This window comes from Prochlorococcus marinus str. MIT 9401 (assembly GCF_000760095.1).
GTDB classification, from domain to species: domain Bacteria; phylum Cyanobacteriota; class Cyanobacteriia; order PCC-6307; family Cyanobiaceae; genus Prochlorococcus_A; species Prochlorococcus_A marinus_I.
On the sequence record NZ_JNAR01000016.1, the window covers coordinates 235,020 to 259,410 of the forward strand.

General features: G+C 29.2%; 33 protein-coding genes. 19 read left to right on the forward strand and 14 right to left on the reverse strand.

Annotation, left to right across the window (positions count from 1 at the left end; genetic code table 11):
• Positions 1–25: 25 nt before the first annotated feature.
• From rpsB to EV01_RS02065, 7 genes are all read right to left on the reverse strand, one after another.
• On the reverse strand, positions 26–730 hold the full coding sequence (rpsB, locus tag EV01_RS02090; RefSeq protein WP_011818259.1) for a 30S ribosomal protein S2: 705 nt from the start codon (positions 728–730) through the stop codon (positions 26–28).
• Positions 731–858: 128 nt separating this feature from the next.
• Entirely contained in the window at positions 859–1,770 is a 912-nt protein-coding gene (locus EV01_RS02085) for a glycosyltransferase family 2 protein (RefSeq protein ID WP_032516964.1), read from the reverse strand.
• 62 nt (positions 1,771–1,832) lie between these two features.
• Positions 1,833–1,982: a hypothetical protein gene (locus EV01_RS09540; RefSeq protein ID WP_152556187.1), complete on the reverse strand. Its 150-nt coding sequence runs from the start codon at positions 1,980–1,982 to the stop codon at positions 1,833–1,835.
• 40 nt (positions 1,983–2,022) lie between these two features.
• Positions 2,023–2,730 (reverse strand): DevA family ABC transporter ATP-binding protein, encoded by a 708-nt coding sequence (locus EV01_RS02080; RefSeq protein WP_032516963.1) that lies wholly within the window; start codon positions 2,728–2,730, stop codon positions 2,023–2,025.
• A gap of 13 nt (positions 2,731–2,743) precedes the next feature.
• Positions 2,744–3,916: an ABC transporter permease DevC gene (devC, locus tag EV01_RS02075; RefSeq protein ID WP_032516962.1), complete on the reverse strand. Its 1,173-nt coding sequence runs from the start codon at positions 3,914–3,916 to the stop codon at positions 2,744–2,746.
• Positions 3,916–4,827 (reverse strand): HlyD family efflux transporter periplasmic adaptor subunit, encoded by a 912-nt coding sequence (locus EV01_RS02070; RefSeq protein ID WP_032517116.1) that lies wholly within the window; start codon positions 4,825–4,827, stop codon positions 3,916–3,918. The genes devC and EV01_RS02070 overlap by 1 nt, the downstream gene beginning before the upstream one ends.
• Complete coding sequence (locus tag EV01_RS02065) at positions 4,827–5,552, reverse strand: phycocyanobilin:ferredoxin oxidoreductase (RefSeq protein ID WP_032516961.1); 726 nt, start codon at positions 5,550–5,552, stop codon at positions 4,827–4,829. Before EV01_RS02065 ends, EV01_RS02070 begins: the two co-directional genes overlap by 1 nt.
• 41 nt (positions 5,553–5,593) lie before the next feature.
• On the opposite strand from EV01_RS02065, the gene EV01_RS0109140 reads away from it, so the two are divergent.
• Together EV01_RS0109140 and EV01_RS02060 are read left to right on the forward strand one after the other, a co-directional pair.
• Positions 5,594–6,856 (forward strand): M16 family metallopeptidase, encoded by a 1,263-nt coding sequence (locus EV01_RS0109140; protein WP_032516960.1) that lies wholly within the window; start codon positions 5,594–5,596, stop codon positions 6,854–6,856.
• Positions 6,856–8,073: a M16 family metallopeptidase gene (locus EV01_RS02060; protein WP_032518593.1), complete on the forward strand. Its 1,218-nt coding sequence runs from the start codon at positions 6,856–6,858 to the stop codon at positions 8,071–8,073. The genes EV01_RS0109140 and EV01_RS02060 overlap by 1 nt, the downstream gene beginning before the upstream one ends.
• 1 nt (position 8,074) lies before the next feature.
• On the opposite strand, the gene EV01_RS0109145 is transcribed toward EV01_RS02060, so the two are convergent.
• The gene (locus tag EV01_RS0109145) at positions 8,075–8,284 is read right to left on the reverse strand and encodes an NAD(P)H dehydrogenase assembly family protein (protein WP_032516958.1); all 210 of its coding nucleotides are present in this window, start codon (positions 8,282–8,284) and stop codon (positions 8,075–8,077) included.
• A gap of 108 nt (positions 8,285–8,392) precedes the next feature.
• Between EV01_RS0109145 and ftsH the strand changes: the two genes are divergently transcribed.
• Positions 8,393–10,306, forward strand: a complete 1,914-nt coding sequence (ftsH, locus tag EV01_RS02055; protein WP_032516957.1) for an ATP-dependent zinc metalloprotease FtsH — start codon at positions 8,393–8,395, stop codon at positions 10,304–10,306.
• On the opposite strand, the gene clpP is transcribed toward ftsH, so the two are convergent.
• On the reverse strand, positions 10,303–10,893 hold the full coding sequence (gene clpP, locus EV01_RS02050) for an ATP-dependent Clp endopeptidase proteolytic subunit ClpP (RefSeq protein ID WP_275040847.1): 591 nt from the start codon (positions 10,891–10,893) through the stop codon (positions 10,303–10,305). The genes ftsH and clpP overlap by 4 nt on opposite strands.
• A 78-nt stretch (positions 10,894–10,971) precedes the next feature.
• Between clpP and psb29 the strand changes: the two genes are divergently transcribed.
• Entirely contained in the window at positions 10,972–11,574 is a 603-nt protein-coding gene (psb29, locus tag EV01_RS02045) for a photosystem II biogenesis protein Psp29 (protein WP_032516955.1), read from the forward strand.
• 149 nt (positions 11,575–11,723) lie between these two features.
• Here the strand turns inward: psb29 and petN are convergent, their stop codons facing one another.
• Entirely contained in the window at positions 11,724–11,825 is a 102-nt protein-coding gene (gene petN, locus EV01_RS0109150) for a cytochrome b6-f complex subunit PetN (RefSeq protein WP_011376303.1), read from the reverse strand.
• Between the two features lie 117 nt (positions 11,826–11,942).
• Here petN and EV01_RS02040 point away from each other — a divergent pair, with 117 nt between their 5' ends.
• Positions 11,943–12,221, forward strand: coding sequence for a DUF2103 domain-containing protein (locus EV01_RS02040; protein WP_032516954.1), 279 nt, complete (start codon positions 11,943–11,945; stop codon positions 12,219–12,221).
• Between the two features lie 254 nt (positions 12,222–12,475).
• Here EV01_RS02040 and EV01_RS02030 read toward each other — a convergent pair whose 3' ends face one another.
• Positions 12,476–12,745, reverse strand: a complete 270-nt coding sequence (locus EV01_RS02030; protein ID WP_032516952.1) for a hypothetical protein — start codon at positions 12,743–12,745, stop codon at positions 12,476–12,478.
• Between the two features lie 136 nt (positions 12,746–12,881).
• On the opposite strand from EV01_RS02030, the gene EV01_RS02025 reads away from it, so the two are divergent.
• From EV01_RS02025 to EV01_RS10050, 4 genes are read left to right on the forward strand one after another with little or no spacing between them, the layout of a single operon-like run.
• Positions 12,882–13,319, forward strand: a complete 438-nt coding sequence (locus tag EV01_RS02025; RefSeq protein WP_032516951.1) for a hypothetical protein — start codon at positions 12,882–12,884, stop codon at positions 13,317–13,319.
• A gap of 11 nt (positions 13,320–13,330) precedes the next feature.
• On the forward strand, positions 13,331–13,507 hold the full coding sequence (locus EV01_RS09890) for a hypothetical protein (protein WP_193741451.1): 177 nt from the start codon (positions 13,331–13,333) through the stop codon (positions 13,505–13,507).
• A 41-nt stretch (positions 13,508–13,548) separates the two neighbouring features.
• On the forward strand, positions 13,549–13,899 hold the full coding sequence (locus EV01_RS02020; RefSeq protein ID WP_032516950.1) for a hypothetical protein: 351 nt from the start codon (positions 13,549–13,551) through the stop codon (positions 13,897–13,899).
• Between the two features lie 9 nt (positions 13,900–13,908).
• Positions 13,909–14,037, forward strand: coding sequence for a hypothetical protein (locus EV01_RS10050; RefSeq protein WP_275040844.1), 129 nt, complete (start codon positions 13,909–13,911; stop codon positions 14,035–14,037).
• A gap of 172 nt (positions 14,038–14,209) precedes the next feature.
• Here EV01_RS10050 and EV01_RS02015 read toward each other — a convergent pair whose 3' ends face one another.
• Positions 14,210–14,392 carry a hypothetical protein gene (locus tag EV01_RS02015; RefSeq protein WP_032516949.1) on the reverse strand — a complete coding sequence of 61 codons (183 nt, stop codon included), beginning with the start codon at positions 14,390–14,392 and terminating at the stop codon, positions 14,210–14,212.
• A gap of 142 nt (positions 14,393–14,534) precedes the next feature.
• On the opposite strand from EV01_RS02015, the gene EV01_RS02010 reads away from it, so the two are divergent.
• Complete coding sequence (locus EV01_RS02010) at positions 14,535–14,729, forward strand: hypothetical protein (RefSeq protein WP_032516948.1); 195 nt, start codon at positions 14,535–14,537, stop codon at positions 14,727–14,729.
• A gap of 29 nt (positions 14,730–14,758) precedes the next feature.
• Here the strand turns inward: EV01_RS02010 and EV01_RS0109155 are convergent, their stop codons facing one another.
• On the reverse strand, positions 14,759–14,950 hold the full coding sequence (locus tag EV01_RS0109155; RefSeq protein WP_032516947.1) for a hypothetical protein: 192 nt from the start codon (positions 14,948–14,950) through the stop codon (positions 14,759–14,761).
• Positions 14,951–15,076: 126 nt separating this feature from the next.
• Here EV01_RS0109155 and EV01_RS09895 point away from each other — a divergent pair, with 126 nt between their 5' ends.
• Entirely contained in the window at positions 15,077–15,250 is a 174-nt protein-coding gene (locus tag EV01_RS09895) for a hypothetical protein (RefSeq protein WP_193741452.1), read from the forward strand.
• A 54-nt stretch (positions 15,251–15,304) separates the two neighbouring features.
• Here EV01_RS09895 and EV01_RS02005 read toward each other — a convergent pair whose 3' ends face one another.
• A complete protein-coding gene (locus EV01_RS02005) occupies positions 15,305–15,508 on the reverse strand; it encodes a hypothetical protein (RefSeq protein WP_032516946.1) in 204 nt (67 codons plus the stop codon).
• A gap of 229 nt (positions 15,509–15,737) precedes the next feature.
• Between EV01_RS02005 and EV01_RS02000 the strand changes: the two genes are divergently transcribed.
• The 8 genes from EV01_RS02000 to pdeM all read left to right on the forward strand — a co-directional run bounded on the left by EV01_RS02000 (position 15,738) and on the right by pdeM (position 24,247).
• Entirely contained in the window at positions 15,738–16,106 is a 369-nt protein-coding gene (locus tag EV01_RS02000) for a hypothetical protein (RefSeq protein ID WP_032516945.1), read from the forward strand.
• A 131-nt stretch (positions 16,107–16,237) separates the two neighbouring features.
• Entirely contained in the window at positions 16,238–17,557 is a 1,320-nt protein-coding gene (locus tag EV01_RS01995) for a DUF2130 domain-containing protein (RefSeq protein ID WP_032516944.1), read from the forward strand.
• Positions 17,558–17,653: 96 nt separating this feature from the next.
• Positions 17,654–17,935 carry a translation initiation factor IF-2 N-terminal domain-containing protein gene (locus EV01_RS01990; RefSeq protein WP_032516943.1) on the forward strand — a complete coding sequence of 94 codons (282 nt, stop codon included), beginning with the start codon at positions 17,654–17,656 and terminating at the stop codon, positions 17,933–17,935.
• An 84-nt stretch (positions 17,936–18,019) separates the two neighbouring features.
• Positions 18,020–18,433, forward strand: a complete 414-nt coding sequence (locus EV01_RS01985; RefSeq protein WP_032516942.1) for a hypothetical protein — start codon at positions 18,020–18,022, stop codon at positions 18,431–18,433.
• Between the two features lie 35 nt (positions 18,434–18,468).
• On the forward strand, positions 18,469–19,455 hold the full coding sequence (locus EV01_RS01980) for a ligase-associated DNA damage response exonuclease (protein WP_032516941.1): 987 nt from the start codon (positions 18,469–18,471) through the stop codon (positions 19,453–19,455).
• A gap of 2 nt (positions 19,456–19,457) precedes the next feature.
• Positions 19,458–21,098, forward strand: a complete 1,641-nt coding sequence (locus EV01_RS01975; protein ID WP_032516940.1) for an ATP-dependent DNA ligase — start codon at positions 19,458–19,460, stop codon at positions 21,096–21,098.
• Positions 21,095–23,593: a ligase-associated DNA damage response DEXH box helicase gene (locus tag EV01_RS01970; RefSeq protein WP_032516939.1), complete on the forward strand. Its 2,499-nt coding sequence runs from the start codon at positions 21,095–21,097 to the stop codon at positions 23,591–23,593. The genes EV01_RS01975 and EV01_RS01970 overlap by 4 nt, the downstream gene beginning before the upstream one ends.
• Entirely contained in the window at positions 23,594–24,247 is a 654-nt protein-coding gene (gene pdeM, locus EV01_RS01965; RefSeq protein WP_032516938.1) for a ligase-associated DNA damage response endonuclease PdeM, read from the forward strand.
• Positions 24,248–24,391 lie beyond the last annotated feature (144 nt).

Here is a 24,391-nt window from a genome sequence, read left to right on the forward strand (position 1 = left end):
TAATTAGTAAATTTTAAAGTGTAATTTAATTTTTTCTTTCAGCATTAGAACCCTTTCTGCCCTCATTAATAGCATCTGCAAGCCTTCCTAAAATAAGTTGAACAGATCTAACGGCATCATCGTTACATGGAATGGGAACCTCACACAAATCCGGATCGCAGTTTGTATCCAACATTGATACCAATGAGATATCTAATTTTCTGGCTTCTAGTACTGCATTAGATTCTCTTCTCTGATCAACTAAAACAACTACATCAGGTAATCTTCTCATACCCTTAAGTCCGCCTAAATATTTTTGTAATCTTTCAAGTTCTCTCCTTAAAACTGCAGCTTCTTTTTTAGGCCTCATTGCTATTGAACCACTACTTTCCATTCTTTCTAGATCTTTTAATCTTTCAATCCTAGCTTTCATTGTTGTCCAATTAGTCAACATCCCTCCAAGCCATCTTTGATTTACATATGCAGCTCCACATCGAGTAGCTTCCTGAGCTACTACATCTGATGCTTGTTTTTTTGTACCGACGAATAAGAAACGTTTACCACTTTTTGCTGCGTTTCTTGTCCATTTATACGCATTGTTCATACACAATGCTGTTTTCACAAGATCAATAATATGAACTCCGTTTCTTGCGCAATAAATATACTTAGACATCTTGGGATTCCAACGTCTAGTTTGATGCCCAAAATGAGCACCAGCTTCCATCATTTCCGATAGTGATACAACAGCCATAATTTAAAAGGGTTTCGGGTTAGCCTCCATCTGACGGGGAATTTATATTACTAAATCACCCGAAACTGTCAGATGTGTGAATTTGGATTTCATTGATTCTAGCAAGTGATGCGTATTTATAAAAGCTTTTACCTTGATTTACTTAATTGTTTAATGTAAATCATATTTAGAGGGATCCTAAGTATTTCAAGTGCAAGTCTATTTCTTCTTATATTTACTAGTAATTTTAATAAAGGTAGAATTCTATCAATACTGATTAATCCCCCCAAACAAAGAATTTTCCAAAACAAATTATGAAGAGGAGTTAATTGAATCATAAATCTAACCCTTAAATTTGGATGTTTATTATAAAAAACCAAAGCCATTTTTGCCCTTTCTTTTTCTTGAGCTATTAATGAATCTATTTGTTCGCAATTAAATGGTGGATGCCAATGAAAACCAACTGCATTAGGACATTTAATTAATTTTGTCCCAATTTTTTTTAATCTTTCTCCAAGTTCTAAATCCTCCCAGCCATAAAGACTAAAAGAGGTATCAAATAAACCTGCCCTTAAAATCAATTCTTTTGATATCGCAACATTCCCAGTAGCGAAGTAAGCAAAAGAAGTGTCCATTATTTTATGTTTTTCACTCTGGGGATTTAGAAAATTAGATGTATTGACCACAGAGCCATAGGTAAAACATTTCTTATCATTTTTTTTCCAATAGGAAAGTAATTTATCAACGTGGCAATTTATAAAATTATCTAAAACAATAAGATCACTATCAATAAATATAATGATTTCATATTTTGATTTAATTACACCAAGATTTCTTCCCAGCGCAGGTCCTCCATGTTCTTGCTGAAAGAGAATCACGTGTGGGAGATTAGCTTTATTTTTATTTATCCATGAGCTTGTTCCATCAGTAGATCCATCATCAACTACTAAAACTTCATAATTACTTAAATTTGGATTTAATTTTTGATTCTCAAGCGCAGCGAGACATTTCTTTAATATAGGTAATCGATTGTAAGTCGGTATAATAATACTTACATTCATGATCAGGACTTAAATATGCATAGTATATTGAACTCAAAAAAGATAAAAATAAAAAATATCCCCTAATCAGCTGCACCGCCATTATTAAGTGTACCTGTAACGTTTCCACCCTCAGGTCTTCCATCAGTTCTTAATTTCCTTTTTTTGAATTTTCTAGCATACGCTCTATTACGATCCTGCTTTTCTTTTTTTAGATTCCTTCTCTTAGACATGAAATTTTTAACTTTAGATTATATTAGCTCACTATGAGCACTAATATATTTTACCATCCTCCATATTTAATATCCTATCCGCCATATCAGAAATTCTCGGATCGTGGGTCACCATAAGTACAGAACAATTTTGCTCTTTTGCTAGTTTTCTTAAAAGGGTTACTATTTCTCTTCCTGTGACGCTATCTAAAGCAGAAGTGGGCTCATCAGCCAATAAAAGTTTTGGGTTAGCAGATAAAGCTCGAGCAATTGCTACTCTTTGTTTCTGCCCACCAGATAAGTCATTTGGCAACTTTTTATGATGTTCTTCTAGTCCTACTGCTGACAACCAATTACGAGCTATTTCACGTCTCTGCAAATATGTTAAACCTTTTATTAAATCGGCACCCATTTGAACATTTTGTTCTGCTGTTAAACATCTCAGAAGATTGTGCCCTTGAAAGATCATTCCAATACTTCTTCTAAGAATCTGACGCGTTTTCCTTGATGCACCATTTAATTGATTACTTAATACAGTTAAATCTCCACTTTGACAAGTTCTCAAGGCCCCAATTAAGGTTAAGAGAGTTGTTTTACCGCATCCAGAAGGTCCTTTTAAGAGAACCAACTCTCCTTTATCAATATTTAAATTAACGTCATTAAGAACTTGTTTTTTATTCTCATTTTTTCCATAAAAATGACTCAAATTATTTATTGAAACTGTTTTAAAGTTTTTAACATTGGTTTTTAATTTATTAGCTTTAACCATTTATGTTTAATTATTAGAAAATTTCAGCAGGATCAGCGTCAACTAGTTTACGCATCGCAACAGCAGCAGATCCCATACACATTACTAAAACTAATACGAAAATTAAAATCGTTTTGTCTGCATCCATTATTATTGGGAGTTTGGTAGATTTCCTTATTACTGAGTAAAGAACTTGACCAGAGAAATAAGCAGGTAAATAACCAAATAATGCCAACAAAAAACCCTCTCTAGCTACTACAAAGAAAAGCGATTTAAGTCTATACCCCATTGCCAACAAGGTGGCGTACTCTGGGAGATGGTCTGTAACGTCACTATAAAGTATTTGATAAACGACAACACACCCTACAACGAAACCCATCAATGCTCCCAAACTAAATATAAAACCTATTGCAGTACTATTTTTCCAATAATCCTTCTCAAAATCTATAAATTGATTTTTTGTAAGAACTCGAACATCATTTGGAAGTGAGTTATTTAATATTCTTGAAATCAATTCAGGATCAGATCCTTTTTTTAGCTTTACCAAACCAATCTCTATACTTCCAGGAGGATTAGCAGGAAAAAGTCTTAAGAAGGTTTCTCGGCTAGTTATCAAATTACCATCTGCTCCAAAAGATGGTCCCAACTCTACAAGGTCTTCAACAATTACTCTTTTCCCAGCGACCTCAGTCTCAACTTTTTTTTCTGATAAAAACCATTCTTCAATTGGTCCAAATTCAGGTCTAGATAGTTTGTCAAAAAGAACTCTTGATGGATTTCTCAATTTATAAGCTTTCCTTGCGAATCCATCATCCAAAAGAAGTGAATCGGAGGGATTAAAACCTAATGCAAGTATCGATCTAGTCTTAAGACTTTCGGGATTCCTCCAAAGTAAATAATTTAGATTAACGGGAGCAGTTTTTTCAACATCTTCTAATGCCAAAGTTTGTATCAACCTTCTTTTTGGGAATCCACTCATACTTATAGAACTTTTTGATCTAGGACTTATTAAAACAAGATCAGCATCTAAAAGTTTATGGATAGTTACGCTCGTGTCAAATAAACCATCTCTAAAACCTAATTGCATAAACATCAAAATCCCTGCAAAACTTATTCCTGCTATGGCAACTGCAAGCCTCAATGGTTGCCTAGTTAATAACAACCAAGCTAAAGGTATTTTTCTGAATTTTAAAAAAGAAAAACTCATTAGGGAATAAATTTTGCAATCACTTTCATTCCTGCATAATTTTGCACGATATCTATTGAATCTTGATCTAGTTTTACTAGTACCTCAATAATTCTCGAATCAGCATCCCCTGTTGGGTCAGTCGACAAGACTTTTCTTTGTTTTACTTGAGGACTAATCCTAATTACCTTTCCTTTAAGACTTTTTTGGAAACCACCATTCTCACTGATCAATTCAACATTCTGAGAAATAAAGACTCTGTCGATATCAGATTCATAAACCTCTATCAAGGCTTCCATTTTTTGACTAGAACCAATTTCCAAGATCCCTTCATTTTTTGGCCTCTCGCCAACTCTCGTGTTTATTCCAAGGATAAAACCATCAATTGGACTCCTTAGTTTTGAATTAAATAAATCTATCTTGATATTTTTTTGATCTCCCATGAGGTTTATTTTTTGTTTTTGTAATTTTAGTAATTCATCTTTTCTCTGCGAAAACTGTACAAAAGAATATGCATCCTTGCTCAAAGCTGACTCATACCTTTGAATTTGATCTTTCTTTAGGGTAATTTCATCGTTAATGTTATTAATTAAATTTTCATTTCTTTCAAGATCAGAAATTAACTTTTCTCTATTTTCAAAAATTGCGAGAATATCTCCTTTTTTCACAAAATCACCCTCATTTACCAAAATCTGTACAACTCGAGGGGATGAGCCAAACTGAGTTATTGGAGCAGCCAATTGCCTTACCTCTCCCGAAGGGGAAAGTTGACCGAGTGCGGCGACAGCTGCAATAGTAGGAATAATATCTGAATTTATTTCCTCTTTAAATGTTGAATCTGAATTTTTGCTAGTACAGGAAATGATCCCAAGAGTTAATGGTGAAAATAATAATAAATAAATAAATAAATTTTTAAATGTTTTTAATTTCATTAAAAATCGAAGAGCACTGTTTTTATATATTTCTTGACCCATTTTTCATCAAAATATTTTAAAAGAACCATGCTTGTCTTTTCATTTTTCATCTGTTGCACACAATAATTTTTTTGATAATCCATTCTCTCTTTAATAATATCCTCCTTAAAATCAGGTTTAGTTTCTTTACTTAATTTGATCAAAATAGTAAGGTATTCTTTAACAACTCTGCAAAAATCATTTTTTTCAGATGTGCTTTTTAAAGAAGCAAAAAATACATTTTTAGAAAAAATTTCCCCCCAGTTAGGAATTTCTCTCAATGAAGTGAAAGAACTTTTATCAACTTCAGAAAGAGATTTTTCATATTTAACACCTTGATTTCGAGATGCTGGTGACAAATCAACAATAGCAGCAGAGACAATATCATTTATTTTTACTAAATCCATCCCAAAAATCGGAATATCAAATTTTGGATCAGGGAAAAAAACGCAGTGTAAAATCTTAAGGTTCTTTGAAAATTCTGCTACTTCGATATGTAACTTTCTAAATCCTTTTGCTTTATGAAATTCATTTTCAATATAAAGTTCTCTACCTATTTCGTTAGATATTATATTAGTAAAATTTGGATCGATTTTTATACTCTCAAGCTCCTCAAGCATGGATCTATGATCTCTGATATTTTGTAACAAGTCCAAAATAAGAGGGTCTTTTAATTTTGTTTTAGTAAAAGATTCAGACAACAAGGCTAAAAAGTACCAAAATAGAGTTTAAAGAGAGGTTTTAAATGAATGTAGGAGTCGTTAACTACTATACCCATTCAAGCAAAACTAAATGTGTGTTTGTGGATAATAAAGAATTACCGCTTATAAGCATTGATATTTGGTGCAAAGCAGGTTCATCATTTGAGGAAGTTGATAAAAACGGCACTGCTCATTTTCTAGAGCATATGATTTTTAAAGGATCTAACAAAATAATGCCAGGCGAATTTGATTATAAAATTGAATCACTTGGCGGATTAAGCAACGCTTCAACAGGTTATGATGATGTACATTACCACGTCCTAGTTCCACCATGTAACTTTAGAGAATCACTTGCTCTTTTGACAAATATTGTCGTTTCTCCAAATTTTAATCCTGATGAATTTATAAAAGAAAAAGGGGTTGTTATTGATGAAATAAAACAACAAAATGATCAGCCTGAGGAAAGATTATTTAATTATTTTTTGAAAAGGGTTTGGCTAATTCCAAATTATGCAAATTCGATTCTGGGAAGTGAAAATAGTATTAAAAACTTAGAGATAAGTGACCTTGAGAAATTTCATAGAAAACATTACACTACCGATAAAATTTGTATTGCAATAGCTGGTTGTCTTTCAAAGGAAATTTATAAAACTTTTGAAAAAAGTGACCTATCTGACATATATAAAAATTTCAATTATCAAGATTCAAATCCAATAAATCTAAAAAAAAATAATCCTATTTCAAAAATCAGGAATGGTAGAGAGTTAATTAAGTTTGACAATTTAGAATTTTCAAGAATTTTTATGGCATGGTTAATCCCAAACCTAAATGATCAAAAAAATATTATTGGACTTGAGATATTAGCATCAATACTCTCTGTAGGAAGAAACAGCAGGTTAGTAAAATCTTTAAAAGAAGATAGTAATCTTGTTGAGTCAGTATATGTTGATGTGAACGCTGGGGAATTAGCTGGATTATTTATAGTGGAAGCAAGTTGTGAATCCAAAGATATTTTCTTAGTAGAAAAACAAATCAATAGAATATTAGATGAAGTTTCAAATTTTAATGACTTAACTTTGGATGAAATAAATAAAGCAATAAATATTGTAAAAAGTAATTATATTTTTAATTTAGAGACATCCACACAGCTTTCTTCATTCTTTGGTAATGAATTGCTTTGGGGTAGAGAATCTTCAATCGATAATTTAGAAAATAATTTAAAATATTGGAATGAATTGGATAATTTCAAAGAGATAACAAAATATATAGATGGAGACAAATTCACCTTACTTGCCTCTCCTAGTTAATGTTAAAAAAATATTTTATAGATAACAAAAAGAGAAATTTTTCAATAGCTTCTATTTGGATTAAAGGGGGCAGTGACATGGATAGCACCAACAAAAAAGGGGTAAATAAGATTCTTTGTTCATTACTTACCAGAGGATGCGAAGGTTTTAATAATTTCACTTTCGCCGATTATATTGAATCCTATGGAGCAGAATTAAATCAAGAAGTATTTGAAGATGGTATATCAATTAGCATTAAATGCCTAAATGAATATTTCTGCAAATTATCTCCCTTATTAGATTTAGTGATTAATAAGCCAATTCTTTCAGAAACTGAATTTAAAAAAGTAAAAAAATCTTCTATTGATAACATTAAAAGAAATAAAGAGAATCCGTTCAATATCTGTTTTGAAAAATGGAGAAAAATTGTTTACTCAAATCATCCCTATGCTTTCAACACAATTGGCGTTGAAAATGATGTCTTAAAGATTACATATGAAGATGTCCTACTTGAGTTTAAAAATTTCAAAAATAGAGAAAAGTATTTAATTTCAAATAATCACGAAATAAATGGAGAAGATATTGGAACATTAGGAAAAATAATCCTAAAAGAGAAATCAGTACGTGTAAATAATAATTTAAGTCCTATAAATAGATTTGATTACATCAATAATAATTCAAATCAAACAATAATAATGATGGGGGACCAAACTTGCTCTCGAAGAAGTAATGAGTATTTGCCTCTTAAAGTTTTGGAGTCATATTTATCTTATGGAATGAGCGCTGCTTTATTTAAACTTTTTAGAGAAAAACATGGTATTACTTACGATTTAGGTGTTTATTATCCTATCAGGAGTGGAAATGCCCCATTTTTAATTTATTTATCAGTATCCAATAAACAAGCCCTTTTTGCTTTTGAACTTTTAACAAATCTATGGAAAAATTTAATCTCTAATCCATTGACTGATGCTGAAATATTTTTAGCAAAAGAAAAACTAAAAGGTTCTTTTCTCTTGGGAAATCAATCACTAGATGAAATTTTACAGAGAGATATACAATTAATTAGTTATGGAATATTACCTAATTCCGAAGTTGATTTACATACAAAAATAGAGGAAATATCATCGCTAGATATTTTTAAAATAGTAAATAAGTATTTTTCAAAACCATTTTTAAGCATTTCTGGCAATGAAGAAATATGTTTAGAAATTTCTAAAAGGTGGAAAAAAAACTTTTGAGTTAATTTTTTTCAATCTTATTAATGTCGATTAAAAACGAACCTCTTCTAAACTTTACTTCAACAGTATCTGGGGATTTGATTGATAGGATTTCTCCAACTTCATCGATTGCAACAAGATCAGGTGGTCTTAACATAGGCATATTATCTGAAGTCTTTAAGTAAGAGACTGGAGCAATCAACTTAACCTTATCGTTGATCTCAAATTTCATTTATAATTTTGGATACATTCAACAGTAGTATAAGCATAAAGTTAGAGAAAATATCAACGAAATGCACTGATTCATTCTAGAATCTCTGCATTGATTATCGACAAATTAATGAATCAAAAATTTAAAACATTAATATTATGGGCTTTACCTATACTTTTAGTAATAGCACTTTCCTACCAATTTTTATCTTCAAGCAATGTTGATTCACTAAAATCTAATGGGACTACTGTCGCACCAAGAAACTCTGCGGTAGCAAGAGTTAGTTACGGCAGATTTTTAGATTACATTAATTCCGGTAGAGTTACCTCTGTTGATATTTTTGAAGGTGGTAGAAATGCGGTTATAGAGACAGTAGATTCAGATTTAGATAATAAAGTTCAAAGGTTGCGTGTAGACCTTCCCGGCTTAACCCCAGAACTTATAAATACATTAAAAAATGAGGGAATTAGTTTTGATGTTCATCCTGTTAAAACAGCCCCTCCTGCCTTGGGAATTTTGGGTAATTTACTTTTCCCAGCTATTTTGATTGGAGGTTTAATTTTATTAGCTCGTAGATCGAATGGTATGCCTGGAGGTCCTGGTCAAGCAATGCAATTTGGTAAAACAAAGGCCAGATTTGCAATGGAAGCTGAAACAGGAGTTGTTTTCGATGATGTTGCAGGGGTTAATGAAGCCAAACAGGATCTACAAGAGGTTGTTACTTTTTTAAAAAAGCCAGAAAAATTTACTTCTGTAGGAGCAAGGATTCCAAAAGGCGTTTTATTGGTTGGTCCTCCTGGTACTGGTAAAACTCTTCTAGCAAAAGCAATTGCAGGTGAAGCGGGTGTACCATTTTTCTCATTATCAGGTTCTGAATTTGTTGAAATGTTTGTTGGTGTTGGTGCAAGTAGAGTAAGAGATCTTTTCAAAAGAGCTAAAGAAAATAGTCCTTGCTTAATTTTTATTGATGAAATCGATGCTGTCGGAAGACAAAGAGGAGCTGGTATTGGTGGAGGTAATGATGAGAGAGAACAAACTCTCAACCAATTACTTACTGAAATGGATGGCTTTGAAGGTAATAGTGGGATAATTATAATAGCAGCCACAAATAGACCCGATGTTCTAGACTCAGCTTTAATGAGACCTGGGAGATTTGATAGACAGGTAACAGTAGATGCACCTGATATTAAGGGCAGACTATCAATATTAGAGGTTCATGCTAGGAATAAGAAACTTCAAGAAGATTTAACACTTGAAAGCATTGCGAGACGAACACCAGGTTTTACTGGAGCAGATTTAGCAAATTTATTAAATGAGGCTGCTATATTAACCGCCAGGAGAAGAAAAGATTCTATCAGCATCTCAGAAATAGACGATTCTGTAGATAGGATTGTTGCAGGAATGGAAGGTTCTCCACTAACAGATGGTAGAAGCAAGAGATTAATTGCTTATCATGAAGTCGGTCATGCCCTAATAGGTTCACTAGTAAAAGCACATGATCCTGTTCAAAAAGTGACCGTCATTCCAAGGGGTCAGGCTAAAGGATTAACTTGGTTTACTCCAGACGATGAACAAACCCTTATTAGCAGGGCTCAGCTAAAAGCCAGAATAATGGGCGCTTTAGGAGGAAGAGCTGCTGAGGATGTAGTTTTTGGAAAAGGTGAGATTACAACAGGAGCGGGAGGTGATTTCCAACAAGTTGCTTCTATGGCTCGTCAAATGGTAACTAGATTTGGAATGAGTAATTTAGGTCCGATAGCTTTAGAAAGTGGTAACCAAGAAGTTTTTGTTGGTAGAGATTTAATGACTAGAAGTGAAGTTTCCGACTCAATTTCTAAACAAATAGATGAAAGTGTAAGAGTAATGGTCAAGGAATGTTATAAAGAAACCTACGCTATAGTCAGCAACAATAGAGAAGCAATGGATAAAATAGTAGATTTATTAATAGAAAAGGAAACTTTAGACGGCGAAGAATTTGTGAGTATTCTTTCCAAGTTCACCAAAATTCCCAATAAAGAAAGAACTCCTCAATTATTAAGCTAGACTTTAACAGGTTTCTTATCTAATACCGAATCAATTAATCCATACTCAACTGCTTCGTTTGGAGACATGTAAAAATCTCTATCAGTATCTTGTTTAATTGTGTCATAATCCTTTCCAGTTCTTTCAGACAATTCAGTATTAAGTCTCTCTTTTAAGAACAAAATTTCATCTGCTTGAATTCTTATGTCACTAGCTTGACCTCTAGCACCTCCAAGAGGCTGATGAATCATAATTCTTGAATGTCTTAGACTGCTTCTTTTACCTTTAGTGCCTGCAGCGAGCAAAAATGCACCCATACTTGCTGCCAATCCTACACAAACTGTATGGATGTCAGGCTTAACATGCTGCATTGTGTCAAAGATGCCCAACCCATCATAGACAGATCCTCCTGGAGAATTTATATACATATATATATCTTTGTCTGGGTCCTCTGCTTCAAGGAATAATAATTGAGCAACAATTCTATTAGCAGTTTCACTAGTAACTTGTTCTCCTAAGAAGATTATTCTTTCTCTTAATAATCTCGAATAAATATCAAAGACTCTTTCACTGCCGCCAGATTCTTCTAAAACTAAAGGGATCATAATAATATTTATCTGTTTATTAGATACTAACGATATTGAGTCAACATACGCTAACCTTATTAAGGTTTACATATAAAAAAATTGAAAGAAAATTTGACTGTTTCCGATAGCAAAAAGTTATTTCATGAACAATTCCCATACGTTATTCCTGGTTTATATAAAAGGATAATTGATGAAATGCTTGTCGAACTTAATCTTTTAAATCATCAAAATGAATTTACACAAGATTATCTTTTTTGTGTTGGTCTCGAAGAAACATTCAAAGAATTAACAAAAGGATATAAACCTGAAAAACATTTGGATCTCCTTTTTGAATCCCTATGTAGTTCTACAAATTTTGAAGCGAAGGAAATTAAGGAAATATCTCAAAAAACTCAAAAGGAATTTAAGGATAAATCATCTAAAGATATATTGAAATTAATTAAAGAAAAAGGTAATTCCAAACTTTATCCTTCCAGGATATTGAATCTAGGAATTTATTTAATAATAATTAACTCGCAAGATATTAAAGAGAAAAAAGAATCAGATACAAATAAGATCGTTTCAGATTTTTTTCAAAAGTTAAACTTATCTACCATTAAAGCTGAAAAAGATATAGGGATCTACAAAAGTACCATATCAAGAATGGAACAAGCAAAAGAATTAATTGAAGAACTAAAAATAAAAGATAAGAAAAAAGATTAAAAAGAATATTATTTATTTCTTCAATCTTCTTTTATCTTTCCAAGAGACATAAGATATATAAATTACAGCTAATGTTATAAATATCAGTAAAACGAAAGAGATTAATATTAGAAAGTTACTTAAATAGATTTCATCAGTTAAAAATGAGATCATATATCAATCGAACCGTCACCATTTCTCCCCCAAACAACCATTGCAATTGAAAAAGTAAAAATTGCGGCTAACGCAGCCCATCCTATCTGAAAGATCATTTGATATAAATCACTTATTTAAATATAACAGAACTTCAAAAATATTTAATCATTCCTAAGCAAAAGTTAACTTCTCGGAAACAAAAAAATTTAAATATAATAAAAAAAAAATTTAAATTGGGTAGGTTAGTTTTAAACCACAGTTCAAATATCGAGGGTTTAATTCCTATTCTTCAGAAGTTAGCTTTAAACATAAATATCAAGACAATAACCCCCGCTGTGATCTCAAGGGTAAAAGGAAGATCTTCTAAATTAATAATAAGGATATCAGTTAAAACTATAAACGGATACAAAGCTATAGCGAGAAAGGGTAAAACAGCACAAGAAGTTTTTATTTCAACAGACTTAAGTAAAGATCAATTAAAACAAATAATAGATATTTACAATAGAAATTAATTTCAAAATAGGTTATTAAAATTCATATAAAAATAAACAAATGAAATTAGCAATAAATATCTCTTTATTTATATTTACTTTATTATTAATTGATAATAAATCATTCTCACTCACTGATAACAAAATAAAAAAAATCTGCGAAACACAAAAGAGGAAAACAATTTGTATAAAAATTCTAAAAGAGAAAAGGTACAATCTACAAAAAGGTAATTTAATTGAGATCCCAGTAATACCATATAAAAGGTAATTTCAATTTAAATTTCAAATTCTGATTCAAAAAGTTTAAAGGCACTATCATAATCTTTCAGAAGTTGTTCTGAATCATCCTTAAATCCTTGCTGTTCGTAATCTTCTTTTAAATGCTCGTATATGCAAACCACCCCGTTGAATGCGCTAAAATATTCTTTTTGTATATCTTCATCATCAATATCATAGATTTTTGCTAAAACTAATTCGACATTTTTTTTTGATGAATGTAATTTTTTCTCAAAATCTTTATTTAACTTCCTTCTTTTTTTTGGCATTAACAACAACTTTTATTTTCAGTACAAATTTACAATACTCAAATTCATAGATAAATTAAATTAAAACTTATAAAATAAAAATATAGTTTCCATATCAAAATAAAACTTCTAGATTCCAAATAAATTATTCGATGATATGAATAAAAAAGGAAAAAGTAATCTCAAAGAGGTTAAAAACCAAAACTATGAATTTAATAAAATGAGTACTTCAGAAAGCTCAAAGAGAAAAAAAAGAAAAGACCTTCCATGGTGGGTAGAGTTATTATTTGTTCAAATAGGATTGCCAGACAAGTTATTAATAAAAATCCTAAAAACCAGAAAGGAAACCAAAGAGTTAATTAAAACTGAAAAAAAATCATTAATGATCATCTTTTTTGCATTTATTATTTTGGCATATTTTTATCCAGTTATTAAACATACAAAAAACAAATTGGATTGCGAAGCTATAGCTAAGAGCTATATTATTAAAAATAAAAATATAATGGAAATTAACAAACGAGAATTAAAAATGTTAGCTACAAATTTTTGTTATGGCGGCGAAGAGATTTATGAAATTGAAAATTTAAAAATTTAATTTTTAATACTATGACTGATAAAAGAGAAAAGAAAGAATATGTAAAAATGCATTTAAAGGATTTGAGGCAAAACTTAAAGAAAATGCATTTAGAAGTTACTAAAGAATTGATATTACCTCAGCCAAATGATATAAAAAAATTGATTAATAAAATGGATCAACTATTAATATTAATAGAATCAAAATAAACTATACTTTAAATAATTTATAATTATCAAAAGATAAAAGAATGAAAAGAATTAAGCAATTATCACAAATAATTTTAATTTCAATTTTCCTAAGTTCATGTAAAACATCCATCAATAAAGAATCTCAAATAATTAATTCTGGAGAAAATATTAACGATAATAATTATTCTGAAAAGAAAAGAATGGAAATAAAGTTTTCTTGTGGAAATGATGGGATTTCAGATTATTTAGATGATGGATGGATAATCTTAAAAGAAGATTCTCAAGAAAAAATTTGCACTTGGAAATCTGTTCCTGCTTCAAAAGATTGTGATATGGAAAAAGATAAAGGATGTAAAATAACGCAGCCAGATAAAATTGGTGAAGAGAAAATTTATTTATTAGAAAAGTAATTAAGTATAATGAATACAAAAGCAGTATATTTAGTTGATTCAATTTTTGAGAAACTAAAGGAATATAAGACTAAAGAAATCTATTTAGAAAAAGAAGATTTAAAGAAATTTGTTTTGTCACTTTTTAAAGAAATTTAATCAATAGTAAATATCAATTGAAATGTTATAGTTGAAATGATCAAGTAGGGATAATTATGTATAATTTCTCTTCTATAACAATTATTTTGATAATTATTTTTATCTTAAGCCTTTATTTTTTATTTAGGGTTACTTCTAATGCTAAAGATTAAAAATAGTTCTTAGATCAACATTAGATAATTGGGTCCTCTCTAAGCAATAAAACTGTATGCATTGTTAAACCGTCATTGATCCATTCCCTATATTCTTCTAAAACACATTTTTTATCAGAGTTATCTAAGAGAGTAATTCTTTTTTTTGCATTATCTAAAGCTAAATTAATACAGAATTCATAATCTTTGGAATCTTTTTGCATTAGTTTTTTTAAAATTTTAGTAAAAAAAATTATTTATTATGTATTGTTAATTACAAAAAAATGCTTTTATTTGATAAGAGTATCAAGCAATACTGAACATTTTTTTTTATATTTGTGATAATAAATTCAATTATAGAAATCTATGTCATACGAAGCAGGTAGTAAAGAATGTAGACATTTAATAGAAGCTAAGGAAAGTCTTCTATCAGCAATGGATGCTTTAAGCAACATTAGCTCAACTGATCTAATACAAATACAAATTAAAGAAATTTACGTAAAATTAGAACAAATGCATGATAATCGCAAAAAGATTGAATCTGCATCTAATTATCTATAGTTAATTCGTATAATTTAAAATTTATTAAATTAAGTTTCTATCTTCTTTACTCTTTTATCAGTCAATAAATCCAACAAAGCATCAAGTTGAGCTAGTACTTCCTTTGCATGATTTAGATCTGGTAATAAATCTTCTTTTATAAGCATTTGATGCATCTCCCTAAGCTCTAACCTTATATATCTAAGATGAGAACTTACTTCCTCTCTTTTAGTTGCACTCATATTTGCTTTTCGTTACTTATATTATACAATATCGATATTTTGTGATTACGAGAAAAATTTATTTATATCAAAGAAATATATGAGTTTTAAAAATTATGAAAGTTTTGATGTAGTAATATAACTTACATGAAAAAGAAAAAATCTAAAAAAATTCAACCCAAATCAAATAAAAACAATCAAGAATTAGGTCAAACAAAAAATTCTGCAAAATTAGTTCTTTTTATATTTGGATTAGGGCCAATAATTGGTATAACGATATTTTTGTACAGCAAGGGTTTTTTTAATTCGCCAAATATGTAAATCTCAAATAATGATGATTAAATGTTAATAATCAATTCCAAAAAAATAAAATAATTATTGAAATTTTTTTAATGAAAATATTCTAAATTCTGCCATTCTTCTTGCATTTTCTGGATTAGAAACTAGAAAAGGATGATTAGATAAATGTTCAAATACTCTATCTATTTTTAATTTCAAATCCTCACAATCAATTTTCTTCCATTCCTCATCAAATGACATCGCAAAGCTGTCAGCATTGTCATAAAGTTTATCTTTCATAAGTTTTGCAATTTAGAATAAAAAGATTTTAAAATCTTGAAATAACTACAAAAAAAGTAATGGGAGAAAGCATGTAAAACTATCCCAATATCTTTTAAAGAAATAACTTTCTTTAAAGATTCCTTAAAATTATACTTTTATTCATACCAAATTTTAAAACTTTTTTAAATAAAAGAGAATCTAAAGCTATTTGACAGAAATGTTACAATAATGACATATGTAAAATCTTATGGAAAATAAAGTTAAAAGAATAGGATATCTTCCCAGAAAAAGGGTACTAGAAATTATTGATGAAATATCTACAAGCGAATCAATTAGCAGATCTAAAGTTGTTGGAATATTGGTCGAGGAAGCATTAGATGCCAGAGGAATTGCAAATTTTGGATATAGTAATACAAATAAATCAAATTTATACAAACCTGATATTTATAGAGAAACTCAAAATGAGAATATTCATTTAAAAGATGGAGAAGATGAATTTGTTGATGATAGTGGTTACACTATTTCTTCCAACAAAAAATTAGATCGCTCGATATCATCTGCAGATATTGAATTAGCTAACAAGATTAATATTCTTAAAAAATCTGGATTAATATAACCTCCATTAAGTATTTATTTTATTTTTTAATGCATAAAACTGAATCATTGTTTATTCTTAGTCAAGAATAATATTCCTTTTAAATAATTAGAATATTAAATCATTTCAAATATTAATTTTGTAATTAAAAAATGAAAGATATTAAATGTCCTTCATGTGGCAAAACTTTCCGAATTGATCCCAGCAGCTTTGAAGAAATACTTCTTCAGATAAAAGACGAAGAATTTAACAAACAAATAAAAGAAAGACTTACCTTGGCTGAAGAAGATAATAAAAAAGCTTTGGAAATTTTAAAACGTGAGTTAAAAATACAATTAATAGAGCAAAATCGCATTAAAGAGTCTGAGATCCAAACTCTTGAATCTAAATTAAAAATAGCTGATGAAAAGAAAACAAATGCCCTCAATGATTTAAAAAATCAAGCAACAAATAAAATCAATTCATTGAATAATGAATTAGTCAAGCTGAAGGATGAAATCAAAACCCAGTCAATGATTTCAGAATTATCATTAAAAAACAAAGTAAGTGAAGCTGTTAATAATTTAGAAAAAGAAAACTCTTCATTAACAAATTGCATTGAAAAGATGAAACTTGAACATTCAATTAATGAAAAATTAATTGAAGAAAAGTTTAAAAGCAAAATTAGTGAAAGGGACCTGACTATTCAGGAATTAAGAGAGATGAAGTCTAGATTATCTACAAAGATGGTAGGGGAAACCTTAGAAATCCATTGCGAAACTCAATTTAATCTTAATCGTGCGTCTGCGTTTAAAAACTCATATTTCGAAAAGGATAATGATGCCTCTACTGGAAGTAAAGGGGACTATATATTTAGAGAATTTGATGATAATAAAACAGAAGTAGTATCAATAATGTTTGAAATGAAGAATGAAAGTTTAAATGGAACTAATAAAAGAAAAAACGAAGATTTTTTAAAAGAATTAGATAAAGATAGAAGGCAAAAATCTTGTGAATACGCAGTGCTCGTATCGCTTCTAGAACCAGATAGTGAACTTTATAATGCAGGAATAGTAGACGTGTCTTATAGATTTCCAAAGATGTATGTCATAAGACCGCAATTTTTCTTACCCATCATTTCTCTGCTAAGAAATGCATCTATGGAAACCTTAAAATACAAATCGCAAATTGATTTAATGAGACGAGAGAATTACGACATAACTAATTTTGAAAGTACTCTTGAGCAATTCAAAAATGCAGTTGGTAAAAATGTTTCACTTGCCCAGGATAGATTTAATGATGCAATTTCAGAAATTGATAAATCAATAACCCATTTACAAAAAACCAAAGAAGCTTTAATTCTTTCGAAAAAACATCTTTTGTCTGCTGACAGCAAATCTCAAGATTTGACAGTAAAAAAATTAACTAGAAATAATCCAACCATGAAGAAGAAGTTTAATGATTTAAATAATTTCGAAGATGAAGTAGCCTAATTTAAAAAAAATTTTGAAATTAATAATAGTTAAAAATATATTTAATTTCTAACTTATAAATATAGTATAAATAATAAATTACATGGTAAAAAAATAATGTCTATCAACACTCCTATTTTTAGTATTGCCAAAGATCTCAATGTCGGAAGTAATAGAATATTATTAGCCTGCAAGAAACTTGGAATCAACGCAAAAGGGGCGACAAAAAGATTAAATGAAGAAGAATTAAAAAAAATTAAAAGTTATTTTGAAACGGGCAAAAATGTGTCCGATGAAGTGATCAACTTAAATAAAGTTAAAACCAAAAGCAGTTCTAAAAAAATTTTAGAAGAGGTGAAGATAAAATATTTTGCAAACAGACTTATTCGCAAATCTTAAATAATAATAATTTTTTCTAATTACTTAAAGAAGTAAGCCACAGAAGAAAAAAATAATAATTTATTATAAGTAAAAATACTTAAAATGAGTATAATCAAAATTTTAAATTCTCTTGAAAAATCCTGGGAAAGAGATGATATTCTTTTAAATTTAAAGAAAGGATTAGGAACAGATGAGATCGTTAATGAATTTCTTGTGAAAAACGAAAAGCAAATTAAAGAATTAAATTCTTTATTAAGACCTGAAGATATTGATTTATTAAATCAAGTAGAACAACTCTCAACTTGCGAATCTAAATTAATAAATGAGATTAAAAATTTAAATTACTTAAAAAACAATGAGAATCGTCACATTCTGAATCAGCAAAATATTGTGCCATCTAATAGAGTTTCTTTAAAAAAAATCAGTTCATTCATGATTAATTGGAGTAATAAATTTGTAGTTATTGCTTTACTAACAATTTCAGCCATAGCTTTATCAAAACAAGCCTGGGCATAATTAGCTAAATTAACTTCATTGTAAGAGATCTAGTTTTGAGAACTCAACAAGAATATTTAATTAGATATAAAGATGGAAATCTTTATTGTGAACTTGCTGATATTTGGATTGATCCAAGCAAGCCAGTAAAAAAGGCGTTAATAACTCATGCTCATTTTGATCACTTTACATTTGGCTGTGAAGAATACATTTCTACAAAAGAAACCGCGATACTTCTTAAAGAAAGAGTTGGAGATAATATCAAAATTAAGTCTTATGAATATGGAGAAGAATTTAAGATAAATGGCATTAATATTTCTTTTCATCCATCTGGTCACATCCTTGGATCTAGTCAAATAAGATTTATTTTTGCTGAAGAAAAATGGCTAATTTCAGGTGACTATAAGCTGCAAAAAGATGAGACTTGCAAACAATGTGAAATAGTAAAAACTGATTATTTAATAAGTGAATGTACTTTTGGTTTACCTATATTTAAGTGGGATGAAACAAATAAAATAGCAAATGATATTTCAAAATGGATAACTAATTCACCAGAAAAAACTTCTTTACTTTTCTGCTATTCACTAGGAAAAGCTCAGAGATTGTTAAACGAAATAAGTCAAACAAATTTTAAAGGCAATATTTATTCCCATGACAGTATTCATAAAATGAACAATATTTATAAAAAACTTGGAATTAATATTAAAGATACTATAAAAATCGAAAATAAAAAAAAGATTGATGAACTCAAAGGAAGTTTAATATTATTACCGCCATCTCTGAGTAAGGGCTCTTATCTGAAAAATTTCAAAAATATTCAAACAGCTTTCGCGAGTGGATGGATGTCAATAAGGGCTCTAAGAAAAAGATCAGGATATGACAAAGGGTTCGCAATATCTGATCATGCAGATTGGGATGGAATTCTGGAAGTAGTAAAAAAGTCCGGAGCAAAAAATGTATTTTTTCATCATGGAGATAGTGAAGCCATAAGTAAATATTTAGTTGAAAAGGAATCAATAAATGTTCTTTTCTTCGGTAAATAAATATGAGCTTAAAAAAGTTTTCAGAATTATTTGTAGATTTAGATTCAAGTAACAGTACAAATAATAAAATTGAAGTTTTAAAGAATTATTTTTTTTCTAATGATCCAATAGATAATTCATGGGCAATATATTTACTTACTGGCAAAAGTAATAAGAGATTTATTAGTGGAAGATATTTAAAAAATCTTTTTTCACAAATATATGAATATCCTGTATGGCTAATTGATACATGCTATTTAAAAGTTGGTGATTCTGCTGAGGTAATAACGTTATTACTTAAAAATAAAAATACTTCCAGAAAAAAGGAATTATCAAATATAAGTCTCAATGAATTACTAAGCAAAACAATACCTGATTTATCAAAACTTAATGAGGAGGAAAAAAATTTACAAATTAAAAATATTTGGGAAAGATTACCTGAAGATTACCATTTAATTTTCAACAAAATTCTTACAGGCACTTTTAGAGTAGGAGTCTCTACAGGATTAATTACAAAATCAATATCAAAACTAATTAATATTGATGAGGAAATTATTTCTCATAGATTGATGGGTAATTTCAAGCCTTCAATTGATTCATATGAATTTTTAATTAATAGGAAAATCAATCTTGAAGAATTAAATTCCAAACCATTTCCATTTCTTCTAGCGAATACTATTGAAGATAAAATCTTCAAAAATTCAATAAATGATTTTCAATTTGAATGGAAATACGACGGTATAAGGCTGCAATTAATTAAAAGGTCAGGCAATGTTTCGTTATGGACAAGAGGACAAGAATTAGTCAATGAATCTTTTCCAGAATTAGTAGAGAAAATGTCCCATATAAAAGATGATTTTGTTCTTGATGGGGAATTATTAGTTTGGAATTTTAAAGAACAAATTGCCTCTGATTTTTCTTTACTTCAAAAAAGAATAAATAGAAAATCTCCTACTAGATCAATCCAAATTAAATATCCAATTATTTTTATTGCTTATGATCTTTTAGAGATCAATGGAAGGGATATAAGAGAAATTAAACTAGAAAACAGAAGAATTGAGTTAGAAAAATATTTTTCAAAATGGCAAAATAAAATTGAGAATAATATCTCTGATATTTTTAAAATATGTGATTTAATCTTTCCTAATGATTGGCCTGATGCTTTAACTTATAAAGAAAAATCTAGAGAAAATAATACTGAAGGATTAATAATTAAAAAAAAGACTTCTATATACTCCTCTGGTAGAAAAAAAGGTATTTGGTGGAAATATAAAGTTGATCCTATGCAACTGGATGCTGTTCTAATTTACGCTAAGGGCGGTAGCGGTAGAAGAGCTGGTCTCTACACAGATTACAGTTTTGCGTTATGGAAAGACGAAGAATTAATTAAATTTGCAAGTGCATATTCTGGTTTAACGAATATTGAGATTAAAGAGCTAGATAAATGGATAAGGAAAAATACAATAGAAAAATTTGGTCCTGTTCGATCATTAAAACCAGAAATGGTTTTCGAAATATCTTTTGAGAAAATACAAATTTCAAAACGTCATAAGTCTGGCATAGCAGTGAGATTTCCAAGAATAACAAAATGGAGAAAAGATAAAAAAATCAATGATGCAGATAGTCTAGAGAATGCTTATGAACTGATGAAAAAAATATCATGAAAAATATTACGCAAAATAGTAAACAAAATAGTAAGCAAAATAATTTAATTTCTAAAATTAAACGGTTTTTCTACTCAAATGGATGGGAGCCATTACCCTACCAGATCGAATCTTGGGAAGCATTTTTAAATGGAGAGAATGGAATAATACAAGTTCCTACTGGATGCGGCAAAACTTATGCTGCATTAATGGGACCTTTATCACAAATAGAAGATCCCAAAAATAATAAAAGTGTGAATATATTATTAATAACACCTTTAAAAGCTCTAACTAGAGATTTAAAAAATTCCATTCAATTAGCAGCTTTACATTTTAATAAAGAAATCACTGTTGAAATTAGGAATGGGGATACAACCCCATATGAAAAGAAAAAGCAACTAGCTAAACCACCTAATATTCTTATTACCACACCAGAGTCTTTATCTCTTTTACTTTCTAGTAAGGAATCTAATAATTTGTTCAAAGAGTTGTCATCAATAATTATTGACGAATGGCATGAATTAATGGGTAGTAAAAGAGGAAACCAGTGCGAGTTATCTTTAAGTTGGCTAAGAGGTAATATAAAAAATTTACAAATTTGGGCAATGTCAGCAACTATTGGAAATATTGAAGAAGCAGCAAGAGCAATAGTTGGGATGGGCTCTATTAAACCCAAAATTATAAGTACAAATATTCAAAAAGAGATAGAAATTATAAGTGTTTTGCCAGAGGAGGAAACGACCTTTCCATGGAGTGGTCATCTTGGTATTAGAAGTCATTCTTCACTTTTAAAAATCCTAGATAAGAATAAAAGCACCTTATTATTCACCAATACAAGAAATCAATCTGAAAGATGGTATCAATGTCTTAAATTTTTTCTCCCAGAGATGGAAGACAAAATAGCACTTCATCACGGCTCACTAGATAAAGATGATAGAAAAAGAGTTGAAGAAGGGGTTAAAGACGGATTAATAAAATTGGTGGTTTGCACCAGCTCATTAGATTTAGGGGTTGACTTCCAACCTGTAGATCAAATTGTTCAAATTGGTAGTGCAAAAAATTTAGCTAGACTTATCCAAAGAGCGGGAAGAAGTGCTCATAGACCAGGCGGAAAATCAAAAATAATTTTTATGCCTACTAATTCTTTGGAGTTATTAGAAATTAGTGCAATGAGAAGAATAATAAAAAGTGGTATATCTGAAGAAATTAGACTTCCTGAATTATCTTATGATGTTCTTCTACAACATCTAATAAGTTTGGCATGCGGAAATGGCTTTGATCCAAAAATTGAGAAAGAAAGAATTAAAAATTGCTGGAGTTATAGAAACCTAAAAGATCAAGATTGGAATTGGTGTCTTGACTTTTTAGAATATGGAGGAAAATGTCTTAAAGCATACCCAAAATATAAAAAGATAGTTAAAGAAGAATCACCAAATAATAATGAAAACTTTAAATATTATGTAAAAGACAAATCTTTAATAAGAATGCATAAGTTTAATATTGGGACAATTACAAGTGACAAATTTGTAAATGTTAAATATATGAAAGGTAAATCCTTAGGTAATTTAGAGGAGAATTTTGCTTCAAAATTAAATCCTGGCGATACATTTTACTTTGCCGGTAAAATGCTCCAATTTGTAAGAATTAGAGATATGATTTTATACGTTAAAAAATCAACAAAAAAAAGTTCTCTTATTCCTGCATGGGTTGGGGGTCAAATGGCAATTTCTGATCTACTTTGTGAGAGTTTGAGAAAAGAAATAGATATATGCAATGAATTAGAAAATTCTGATTACTTAAATCCTGAACTAAATTCATTACGCCCAATATTGAAGAAACAAAAAGTTCTTTCAAATATTCCAAAGAAAGATGAATTTCTTATAGAAATATATAAAACCAAAGATTTATCAAATCTTTTTGTTTTTACACTTGATGGAAAATTTGTAAATGAAGGAATTGCATTTCTATGGGCATTAAGATTTGCAAAATTAAAACAATCTACATTTAGTATTACTACTAATGATTTTGGATTCGGCTTAACTACATCAGAAGATTATGATTTTTCAATACTAAAAAAAGAAGCTGACTACTTTTTGGATAACAAAAAATTAGAAGAGGATCTAGAAAATGCAATTAATTTTTCAGAATTAACAAAACGTAGATTTAAAAATATTGCCCAAATAAGTGGACTTGTAAATCAAAATAATCCAACCAAAACAAAAAACTCCTCTCAACTTCAAATAAGTTCAAGTCTTTTCTACGATGTCTTTACTAAATATGAAGAAGACCATCTTTTGATAAAACAATCACATCAAGAAGTTAAAGAATATCAATTAGAAAATAAAAGAATATCTAGATCATTAGAACGATTAAAAAATTTAAAAATGCTAATTAACGAGATACAAGCTCCAACGCCTTTCGCTTTCCCTTTGTTAGTTGAAAGACTTAAAAATACTTTAAGCAATGAACCAATAGAAAAAAGAGTAGAAAAACTTATAAAAAAATATAGTGATTAAATGATAAAAAGTTCTTTTAAATTTTGTTGGGAAGATACATTGTTAGAGATGCTTCCTTCTAGAGCATTATTTCTACCGGAAACAAAAGAGTTGTTAATATGCGATATTCATCTTGGAAAAGCTGAGTATTTTCAGAAAAATGGTCTACCTCTTACTAATAATTCAGATGAAAACAATTTCGCAAGAATAAAAAAAATAGTAAAAAAATATACTCCTGAAAAGTTAGTAATATTGGGAGATTTATTCCACAGCAAATATTCAATAGATACAACTCTTCAAAAAAAAGTTGAGGATCTTCCTGAACTTCTAAAAACTAATGTTGAACTCGTCCTCGGTAATCACGATATAGGTTGTGATATTAAAAATATAAAAAAATTTGATACAAGAAAAACTAAAAATATTACTTTTAGCCATGAACCAGTTAATTTAGAAAATGATAAAACCTTGAATATTTGTGGACATTATCATCCAAAAATCTATTTAAAAAGCAAAGGAGATAAATTATCTTTTAGGTGTTTTGCAATGGATATAAAAAAAAAAGTTTTATATCTTCCTGCATTTGGAGACTTAACAGGGGGATATCCCTGTAAAAAGTCATTTAAAAAATGGGCAATTGTTTCTGAAGAAGAAATTATTGAAATAAAATCTCAATAAAAAACCTATTGAATTGACTTAAATTTTTCATTTAAATATACCAATTTATACTTAACTGTCTCGTTTAGTTTTTTTATCAATTATTTTGTAATCATTAGTCTATTTTTTTGTAAAAGAAATAGAAACTTAAAAAATTTATAAAGC